Annotated in this window: 9 protein-coding genes; 6 read left to right on the plus strand and 3 right to left on the minus strand. The window is 73.3% G+C overall.

The window, feature by feature from the left end; translation table 11 throughout:
* The coding region (locus GT030_RS21490) for a helix-hairpin-helix domain-containing protein (protein ID WP_346009703.1) at window positions 1-1,159 on the minus strand (1,159 nt) is incomplete at its 3' end.
* The gene (locus GT030_RS21495) at window positions 1,156-2,139 is read right to left on the minus strand and encodes an aldo/keto reductase (protein WP_161202504.1); all 984 of its coding nucleotides are present in this window, start codon (window positions 2,137-2,139) and stop codon (window positions 1,156-1,158) included. The genes GT030_RS21490 and GT030_RS21495, both read right to left, overlap by 4 nt.
* Before the next feature lie 170 nt (window positions 2,140-2,309).
* Between GT030_RS21495 and GT030_RS21500 the strand changes: the two genes are divergently transcribed.
* Together GT030_RS21500 and GT030_RS21505 are read left to right on the plus strand one after the other, a co-directional pair.
* The gene (locus tag GT030_RS21500; RefSeq protein ID WP_161202505.1) at window positions 2,310-3,365 is read left to right on the plus strand and encodes an LLM class F420-dependent oxidoreductase; all 1,056 of its coding nucleotides are present in this window, start codon (window positions 2,310-2,312) and stop codon (window positions 3,363-3,365) included.
* A gap of 208 nt (window positions 3,366-3,573) precedes the next feature.
* Entirely contained in the window at window positions 3,574-4,362 is a 789-nt protein-coding gene (locus tag GT030_RS21505; RefSeq protein ID WP_161202506.1) for a carbohydrate kinase family protein, read from the plus strand.
* Between the two features lies 1 nt (window position 4,363).
* On the opposite strand, the gene corA is transcribed toward GT030_RS21505, so the two are convergent.
* Window positions 4,364-5,362 carry a magnesium/cobalt transporter CorA gene (gene corA, locus GT030_RS21510; RefSeq protein ID WP_161202507.1) on the minus strand — a complete coding sequence of 333 codons (999 nt, stop codon included), beginning with the start codon at window positions 5,360-5,362 and terminating at the stop codon, window positions 4,364-4,366.
* Window positions 5,363-5,462: 100 nt separating this feature from the next.
* Between corA and GT030_RS21515 the strand changes: the two genes are divergently transcribed.
* From GT030_RS21515 to mshC, 4 genes are all read left to right on the plus strand, one after another.
* Window positions 5,463-6,149, plus strand: coding sequence for a histidine phosphatase family protein (locus GT030_RS21515; RefSeq protein ID WP_161202508.1), 687 nt, complete (start codon window positions 5,463-5,465; stop codon window positions 6,147-6,149).
* A gap of 105 nt (window positions 6,150-6,254) precedes the next feature.
* Complete coding sequence (locus GT030_RS21520) at window positions 6,255-6,845, plus strand: DUF3090 domain-containing protein (RefSeq protein ID WP_161199928.1); 591 nt, start codon at window positions 6,255-6,257, stop codon at window positions 6,843-6,845.
* Window positions 6,809-7,654, plus strand: coding sequence for an SCO1664 family protein (locus tag GT030_RS21525; protein ID WP_161199929.1), 846 nt, complete (start codon window positions 6,809-6,811; stop codon window positions 7,652-7,654). The genes GT030_RS21520 and GT030_RS21525 overlap by 37 nt, the downstream gene beginning before the upstream one ends.
* 122 nt (window positions 7,655-7,776) lie before the next feature.
* Window positions 7,777-9,006 (plus strand): cysteine--1-D-myo-inosityl 2-amino-2-deoxy-alpha-D-glucopyranoside ligase, encoded by a 1,230-nt coding sequence (gene mshC / locus GT030_RS21530; protein WP_161199930.1) that lies wholly within the window; start codon window positions 7,777-7,779, stop codon window positions 9,004-9,006.
* Window positions 9,007-9,062: the final 56 nt, after the last annotated feature.

The following is a 9,062-nucleotide window of genomic DNA, read 5'->3' on the forward strand; positions in this document are numbered from 1 at the left end:
CGGCGCGGGCCGCCTCGCCGCCGGTGTGCAGCACCAGGCCGTGCCCGGCGACCTGGCGGGCGAGATCGGCCGCGCCCCCGGTCAGCGCGGCCACGGCCGCCTCCCAGGGCTCCTCGGTCTCCTTGGGCACCGAGTTCACCAGCCGGGCCAGCGCGTCCGCGAGGCTCTCCTCGGCGAGGGCGTACCGCTCCAGACCGGCGAGGACACGGACCGGGACCTCCTCCTCGTCCGTCTGGGCGGCCGGCTGGGCTCCGGGTTCCTCCAGGGCGTCCTGGAAGACCAGGGCGTCGCCCTCCGCGAGCGCGCTCTGCACGGCCTCGCCGGGGTCCGGTACCGCCCGCTTGCCCAGCGCTTCGGTGAGCGCGGGGAGGTCCAGCGCGGTGTGCCCGGCGACGGCGGCCTGCTCCAGCAGCCACACCGTCAGCGCGCGCCCGCGGCGCTCGTCGTCCGGACGGCACTCCGCGCCCAGCAGGGCCCGCGCGAACCCGTCCGCCTGTTCCGGCCGCACACCCGCGACCCGCAACAACTGCCAGGGATCGGCGCGCAGCATGTCCTCGGCACCCTCCCCGAGGGCGGCCGCCGCCTGCGGCGCCAACGCCTCCGGCGCTCCACCCTCGGCAAGCACCGCCCGTACCGCCCCGACGGTCTCCGCGTCAGGCGCGGACGTCACCGGCACGGGCTCCGGTCGCCGCACCGGCTCCGGCGCGGGCCGCCGAGGCGCGGGAGCGGCCTCGGCAAAGCTCGGCGCGCTCGCCCTCTCCCCACTCTCCACGGCCCGCACGGCGGCCAGCAGATCGGCCGCCTTGCCGCTCAGCTTCCCCCCGCTCTCCACAGGCCCCTGCCGCTCCGCCTTACGCCGGGCGATCCGCTCCCGCTCCACCCGCTGGGCAGCCAGCTCGGCTTCAGCCTCGGAGGGAGCACTCGCGCCCTCGGCAGAGCCAGAGGCACCGGTGTCCGGCGCCCCGGCATCAGCCCCGCCGCCGGCGGCCTCGGCCCCCTGGGCAGCGGGCTCTGCACCGCCCCCGGACACCTCGGCTCCGCCGTCCCCGGCGGCCCCCGTCCCGGCTTCCGTCGCTCCGCCGGAGGTGCCCTCGGCCGGGGTGGGGGCCGGGGAAGCGGCCCCTTCCGAGTCGCCGGCAGGCGTCTGCTCCGTGGTCACAGGGTGCTCCAGTCGTGATCGGGGTAGCGGTGCACCGGGGCCGACACGTCGTCCAGCGCCCGGCAGATCTCGTCAGGAAGACTAAGCGCCTCCACCGACAACGCCGCCGCGAGCTGCCGTGCGTTGCGCGCGCCGACGACCGGGGCGGTGACACCGGGTCTGTCCCGGACCCAGGCGAGGGCCACCTGGAGCGGGGTGACCGCGAGTCCGTCGGCGGCCGTGGTGACCGCGTCCACGATCCGGCTCGCGGTGTCGTCGAGATACGGCTCGACGAAGGGCGCCATGTGCTCGGAGGCACCGCGTGAGTCGGACGGCACGCCGCCCCGGTACTTCCCGGTCAGCACGCCCCGGCCGAGCGGCGAGGAGGGCAGCAGGCCGACGCCGAGGTCGAGCGCGGCGGGGAGCACCTCGCGCTCGGCCCCCCGCTGGAGCAGCGAGTACTCGAGCTGGGTCCCGGCCAGCCGGGTGCGGACGCCCGGAGCGGCGAGCTGCCAGGTGGCGGCCTTGGCGAGCTGCCAGCCGCAGAAGTTGGACACCCCCGCGTACCGCGCGCGCCCGCTGCTGACCGCGAGGTCGAGCGCCTGGAGCGTCTCCTCCAGCGGGGTGGAGGGGTCGTGGCAGTGGATGTGCCACAGGTCGACATGGTCGGTGCCCAGCCGCTCCAGCGAGGCGTCGAGCGCGGCGAGCAGATGTCCGCGGGAGCCGTCGGCCGGCCGGTCGGGATCGGGCACGCTGCCCGCCTTGGTGGAGATCACCAGGTCCTCGCGGGGCACCAGGGAGTCCGTCAACCGCCCGAGCAGATACTCGGCCGCCCCGTCGCCGTACACGTCCGCGGTGTCGACGAGGGTGCCGCCCGCTTCCCAGAACGCCTTCAGCATGTCCGCGGCGTCGTGCTCCTCGGTGTCCCGGCCCCAGGTGAGGGTGCCGAGTCCGATCCGGGACACGCGCAGGCCGGTACGGCCGAGATGCCTCTGCTCCATGAGCGCGAGATTACTGGCCAGAGCTGCTGCCGTGGGTTGCCTGTGGACAACGGGACCCGGCCGCGACACCCGGCCCGGACACCCCGTGACACCCCGGCCGGGGTGGGCCGCGCGGGAAAGGATCGCTAAGGTCGGCCGCAGATACGTTACTTGCGAGTAAGGGGATCGGCATGCAGCTCGGGATCAACCTCGGCTACTGGGGCGCCGGGATGGACGGGGACAACCTCGCCGTGGCGCAGGAGGCCGACCGGCTCGGCTACAGCGTCTGCTGGGCCGCCGAGGCGTACGGCTCCGACGCCGCCACGGTGCTCACCTGGGTCGCCGCCCAGACGGAGCGGATCGACGTGGGCTCCGCGATCTTCCAGATCCCGGCCCGCCAGCCCGCCATGACGGCGATGACCGCGGCGACCCTGGACTCCCTGTCCGGCGGCCGCTTCCGCCTCGGCCTCGGCGTCTCCGGACCGCAGGTCTCCGAGGGCTGGTACGGAGTCAAGTTCGACAAGCCGCTCGCCCGCACCCGCGAGTACGTGGACATCGTCCGCAAGGCGATGACCCGCGACCGCCTGTCGTACGAGGGGGAGCACTGGACGCTGCCGCTGCCCGGCGGCCCCGGCAAGCCGCTCAAGCTGACCGTGCACCCCCAGCGCGAGCACATCCCGCTCTACATCGCCGCCATCGGCCCGAAGAACCTGGAGCAGACCGGCGAGATCGCCGACGGCGCCCTGCTGATCTTCCCCTCCGCCGAGCACCTGGAGGACACCGCCGTCTCCTACCTGCGCGCGGGCCGGGAGAAGGCGGGCAAGACCCTCGACGGCTTCGACATCTGCCCCACCGTGCCGCTCGCCCTCGGCGAGGACGCCGACGTGACCCGGCTCGCGGACACCTTCCGCCCCTACACCGCGCTCTACGTGGGCGGCATGGGCAGCCGCAAGCAGAACTTCTACAACCGGCTCGCCCAGCGCATGGGGTACGAGAAGGAGGCCGCCGAGATCCAGGACAAGTACCTGGCCGGTGACAAGGACGGCGCCGCGGCCGCCGTCCCGTACGACCTCATCGACAAGACCACCCTGCTCGGCTCGGTGGACCGCATCGCCGACCGGATGGCGGCCTACGCGGCGGCCGGCGTCACGACTCTCACGCTCGCCCCGGCCGGCTTCACCCTGGAGGAGCGGCTCGCGGCCCTGCGCGGCGGCGCCGAGGCCCTGGAGCGTGCCGGCCTCGCCTGACGGGGGCCGGGGGAGAGGTTCGCGGCCGTGGTGGGGGCTCGGGGGGTCTTCCCCGCCACGGCCGTCACGGGGAACAACGCGCCGGGCCGGACGGGGTTACGCCCCCACGCGTCCCTCCTTCGGCCGAGCGCGGATGTCCTCCTGTTGCGCGCCCCCTTGACCCGCATTTGACTACTTCTCTGCGGAACCGTGCAGAGAGGGGCCCGCGATGCTCACGGCCAAGAGCCTGTTCCAGGAGATCCTCGACGACGACGCGTCCTTCCGGCTCTTCTGCTCCATCGCCGCCGGCGGCGAGTCCCAGGGCGGCTGGGAGAACGGCAGGATCGCCGCCCTGGTCCCCGAGAGCGCGCGCGGGCTGGCGCCCCGGATCGCCCGGCACGGCGCCGACGAGGACAAGCACGGCCGCATCTTCGAGGCCCTGTTGCGCAAACGCGGCCTGAAGCCCGTCGAGGTCCCGCCGGACACCGACTACACGATGCTCCTCGAACGCCATGGCATCGGGCTCGCGCACGAGAAGCTCAAGGCCGACCGGCCGCTGACCGAGCGGGACATCGTCACCTACCTCGCGCACAGCCGGGTCACCGAGCAGCGGGCCTCCGAGCAGATGCGGATGCTCCTCCGGCACTTCGGCGACCATCCCGACCTCGGCCGCGCGGTGCGCATGATCTCCCACGACGAGGACAACCACCTGGCCTACTGCCACGAGGAACTCCTGCGCCTGGCGTACCGGGGCCACGGCCGGACCATCCAGCGCATCCTGCGGGAGAGCGCGCTCGCGGAGATCCGGATCTACCGGGACGTCAGCCTCGCCGTCATGGCCCACATGGGCCGCGTCCTTCGCTGGTCCGCCGCGAGGAACGCGCTCCTCGCGGCCGGCATCCACGCCCTGTACGCGTGGGAGCGGGCCGTCGGCTGGCGCCGCATGGTCACCCTGGAGATGCCCGAGCGGCGCGACGCCCTCGGCGGGCCCGCCCCCAGGGCGACCGAACCCGTGTGAGCTACAACCAGCCGCGCCGCTTGAAGTTCCGGTACAGCAGCAGCTCCAGCACCGCCATCACCGCGACCACCGCGGGGTAGCCCCACACCCAGTGCAGCTCCGGCATGTGCTCGAAGTTCATGCCGTAGACGCCCGCTATCAGCGTCGGGACCGCGGCCATCGCCGCCCAGGACGAGATCTTGCGCATGTCGTCGTTCTGCCGCACACCCATCTGCGCCAGATGCGCGGAGAGGACGTCCGACACCAGCCGGTCCAGGCCCTCCACCGAGTCGTTGACGCGGGTCAGGTGGTCGTTGACGTCCCGGAAGAACGGCCGCGCCGCGGTGTCCACGAACGGTACCGGGGTCGCGGACTGCCCCATCCCCGCCAGCCGGGTCATCGGCACCGTCAGCGGCATCGTCGCCCGGCGGAACTCCAGCACCTGCCGCTTGAACAGGTAGATCCTGGAAGCGGTGTCCCGTGATCCGGCGTCGGACGGAGAGAACACGTCCGCCTCCAGCTCCTCCAGGTCCGTGCCCAGCTCCGTCGCGACATCCAGGTACTGGTCCACGGTGGCGTCCGCCACCGCGTACAGGACCGAGGTCGGGCCGTGCCGCAGTTTGTCCGGGTCTTCCTCCAGCCGCCGCCGTACCTCCGGCAGCGGGGAGGGTTCGCCGTGCCGCACCGTCACCACGAAGGAGTCGCCGAGGAAGAGCATGACCTCGCTCGTGGTCACCGTGTCGCGCGCCGACTCGTAGGACACCGGCTTCAGCACCACGAACAGCGAGTCGTCGTACGTCTCCAGCTTCGGGCGCTGGTGGGCCTTCAGGGCGTCCTCGACCGCCAGCGGGTGCAGCCCGAAGACCTTGCGGACCTCTTCGAACTCGTCCGCCGTCGGATCGTGCAGCGCGATCCACACGAACGCGTCGTCCGACGCACGTGCCTCCCGCAGGGCTTTCGCCGGGTCGTCGGACGAATCGGTCCGATGCCCGTCACGGTAGATGGCACAGTCGAAGATCACGGAGCGCATTCTCCCGCCGTCCTGCCCCGAACACACTCGGGGCTCCCATCATTGTGCGCCCCCGGTCACCGCCCGGCGGCGCCGGTCTACGCTGGGCCGCATGCCCACCCTGATCCTCGTTAGGCACGGCCGTTCCACCGCCAACACCGCGGGGCTCCTCGCCGGCTGGACCCCCGGCGTCGCCCTCGACGAACGCGGTGCCGAGCAGGCCGCCGCCCTGCCGGGCCGTCTCGGAGCCCTGCCGCTGGCCGAGATCGTCGTCAGCCCCCTCCAGCGCTGCCAGGAGACCATGCGGCCGCTGCTGGACGCCCGCCCCGATCTCACCCCCCGCACCGACGACCGGATCGGGGAGTGCCACTACGGCGACTGGTCGGGCCGCAAACTGGCCGAGCTGAAGGACGAACCCCTCATGGAGGTCGTCCAGACGCACCCGTCCGCCGCCGCCTTCCCCGGCGGCGAGTCCCTGCGCGAGATGCAGACCCGCGCGGTCGCGGCCGTACGCGACTGGAACGCGCGCGTGGAGAGCGAGCACGGCCCCGACGCCGTGTACCTGATGTGCTCCCACGGCGACATCATCAAGTCGATCGTCGCCGACGCCCTCGGCCTCCACCTCGACCTGTTCCAGCGCGTCTCGGTGGAGCCCTGCTCGGTCACCGCGATCCGCTACACCCGGCTGCGGCCCTATCTGGTCCGCCTCGGCGAGACCGGCGACCTCGCCTCGCTGGCCCCCCGCGAGACGCCCCCGGACGACGACGCACCGGTCGGGGGCGGTGCGGGCGCACCGTGATCGCCGCCCGCAGTAGGGTGAGGCGGTCGGCCGCACGGTGTGCCCGCACGCCCCTACCGACCGCTTGAACCGCTCCAACGATCCCGAACCCAATGGAGACAGGACGTGTCCCGTCAGGTGTTCCTCTACGACCCGCCGGACCGCTTCGTGGCCGGCACGGTCGGACTGCCCGGACGCCGTACGTTCTTCCTCCAGGCCACCGCGGGCCCGCGGGTGACCAGCGTGGCCCTGGAGAAGGCCCAGGTCGCCGCGCTCGCCGAACGCATGGACGAGCTGCTCGACGAGGTCGTGCGGCGCAGCGGCGGCAATGCCGCGGTGCCGGCCGTCGCCCCGGCCGAGATCACCGACACCGGCCCGCTGGACAGCCCCGTCGAGGAGGAGTTCCGCGTCGGCACCATGGCGCTCGCCTGGGACGGCGAGGAACAGCGCATGGTCGTCGAGGCCCAGGCCCTGGTGGAACTGGACGCCGAGACCGCCGAGGACCTCGCCGAGGCCGAGGAACGCCTCCTCCAGGACGAGGAGAACGGACCCCCGATGCTGCGGGTCCGGCTCACCGGCGCGCAGGCCAGGGCCTTCGCCAAGCGCGCCCTGGACGTCGTCAACGCCGGGCGGCCGCCGTGCCCGCTGTGCAGCCTCCCGCTCGACCCGGAAGGACACGTATGTCCGCGCCAGAACGGATACCGCCGGGGAGCGTGAGCGCCGCGGACACGGAAACCGACGCGGACGCCGCCGAACTGCTCGCCCACGGCGAGCTGACCGTACGCGGCCGCATCCGGGACGCCTCCAACGCCGCACTCTTCTGCACCGTCGCCCTCGACGGCCAGGAGGCCACCTGCGTCTACAAGCCGGTCGCCGGTGAGCGCCCCCTGTGGGACTTCCCCGACGGCACCCTGGCCGGCCGCGAGGTCGCCGCCTACGAGGTGTCCAAGGCCACCGGCTGGGACCTGATCCCGCCGACCGTGCTGCGCGACGGGCCCTACGGCGAAGGCATGTGCCAGCTCTGGATCGAGGTGAGCACCGACGCCGAACTCCTCGCGCTGGCCGAGGGCGAGGAGGCCGGGCCCGGCTGGAAGGCCATCGGACTCGCCGAGGTCGGCGAGGGCCGAACCGCGCTGCTCGTGCACGCCGACGACGACCGGCTGCGCCGCCTCGCCGTCCTGGACGCCGTGATCAACAACGCCGACCGCAAGGGCGGCCACCTCCTGCCCACCGTCGCCGGGCACCTCTACGGCATCGACCACGGCGTCTCCTTCAACGCCGAGAACAAGCTCCGCACCCTGCTGTGGGGCTGGGCGGGCGAACCCCTCACCGAGGACGCCGTCGAGGTCCTCGCCTCCTTGCGCGACAGCCTCGCCGAGGGCGGGACCCTGGCCGCCAAGCTCGCTGAGCTGCTCACCCCGGCCGAGATCGACGCCACCCGCGCCCGCGTCGACGGCCTCCTCGCCACCGGCCGCCACCCCGAACCCACCGGGGAGTGGCCCGCCATCCCCTGGCCCCCGGTCTGAGCCGGGCGGGCACGGACGAGCACAGCCGGACGCCCCGCGCAAGAGCGCCCATCCGGCCATCCGGCCGCCTTGGGCGCGATCCGGTTCGTAGCCCCAGCTCATGGCCGGTTACGCTCATGTACATGCATGCCTGGCCCGCTTCCGAGGTCCCCGCCCTGCCTGGTCAGGGCCGCGACCTGAGGATTCACGACACCGCGACCGACGGTCCGGTCACCCTCGACCCCGGTCCCGTCGCCCGGATCTACGTCTGCGGCATCACGCCGTACGACGCGACCCACATGGGTCACGCGGCGACCTACAACGCGTTCGACCTCGTCCAGCGCGTGTGGCTCGACACCAAGCGGCAGGTCCACTACGTCCAGAACGTCACCGACGTCGACGACCCGCTGCTGGAGCGCGCGACCCGCGACGGCGTCGACTGGGCCGACCTCGCCGTGCAGGAGACCACCCTGTTCCGCGAGGACATGACCGCCCTCAGAATGCTCCCGCCCCAGCACTACATAGGCGCGGTCGAGGCCATACCCGGCATCGTCCCGCTCGTGGAACGGCTGAGGGATCTCGGCGCGGCCTACGACCTCGACGGCGACGTCTACTTCTCCGTCGACGCCGACCCGCACTTCGGCCAGGTCTCCAACCTGGACGCGGCCGCCATGCGCGTGCTGTCCGCCGAGCGCGGCGGCGACCCGGACCGGCCCGGCAAGAAGAACCCGCTCGACCCGATGCTGTGGCTCGCGGCCCGCGAGGGCGAGCCGAGCTGGGACGGCGGCACGCTCGGCCGGGGCCGCCCCGGCTGGCACATCGAGTGCGTCGCCATCGCGCTGGACCACCTGGGCATGACCTTCGACGTCCAGGGCGGCGGCTCCGACCTCGCCTTCCCGCACCACGAGATGGGCGCCTCCCACGCCCAGGTGCTCACCGGCGAGTTCCCCATGGCCAAGGCGTACGTGCACGCCGGCATGGTCGGCCTGGACGGCGAGAAGATGTCGAAGTCGAAGGGCAACCTCGTCTTCGTCTCCGCGCTGCGCCGCGACGGCGTCGACCCGGCCGCCATCCGGCTCGCGCTGCACTCCCACCACTACCGCTCCGACTGGGAGTGGACCGACCAGGTGCTCCAGGACGCCGTGGAACGTCTCGGCCGCTGGCGCGCCGCCGTCTCCCGCCCGGACGGCCCCTCGGCCGACGCGCTGGTGGACGAGGTCCGCGAGGCTCTGGCGAACGACCTGGACGCGCCCGCCGCGCTCGCGGCCGTGGACCGCTGGGCGGCCCGTCAGCAGGCGGAGGGCGGCACGGACATCGGCGCCCCCGGCCTGGTCAGCCGCACCGTGGACGCGCTGCTCGGCGTGGCTCTCTGAGCTCTCTGAGCTGAGGGACGAGCGGGGGCGGTACCCGGCCGGGTACCGCCCCCGCT

Origin of the sequence: Streptomyces sp. SID1328 (assembly GCF_009865595.1) — a bacterium.
In the GTDB taxonomy this organism is placed as follows: domain Bacteria; phylum Actinomycetota; class Actinomycetes; order Streptomycetales; family Streptomycetaceae; genus Streptomyces; species Streptomyces griseoluteus.

Coding starts and splice junctions, on each gene's coding strand:
- GT030_RS21495 (WP_161202504.1), bottom strand. CDS start 2,139: ATGGAGCAGAGGCATCTCGGCCGTACCGGCCTGCGCGTGTCCCGGATC.
- GT030_RS21500 (WP_161202505.1), top strand. CDS start 2,310: ATGCAGCTCGGGATCAACCTCGGCTACTGGGGCGCCGGGATGGACGGG.
- GT030_RS21505 (WP_161202506.1), top strand. CDS start 3,574: ATGCTCACGGCCAAGAGCCTGTTCCAGGAGATCCTCGACGACGACGCG.
- GT030_RS21515 (WP_161202508.1), top strand. CDS start 5,463: ATGCCCACCCTGATCCTCGTTAGGCACGGCCGTTCCACCGCCAACACC.
- GT030_RS21525 (WP_161199929.1), top strand. CDS start 6,809: ATGTCCGCGCCAGAACGGATACCGCCGGGGAGCGTGAGCGCCGCGGAC.
- mshC (WP_161199930.1), top strand. CDS start 7,777: ATGCATGCCTGGCCCGCTTCCGAGGTCCCCGCCCTGCCTGGTCAGGGC.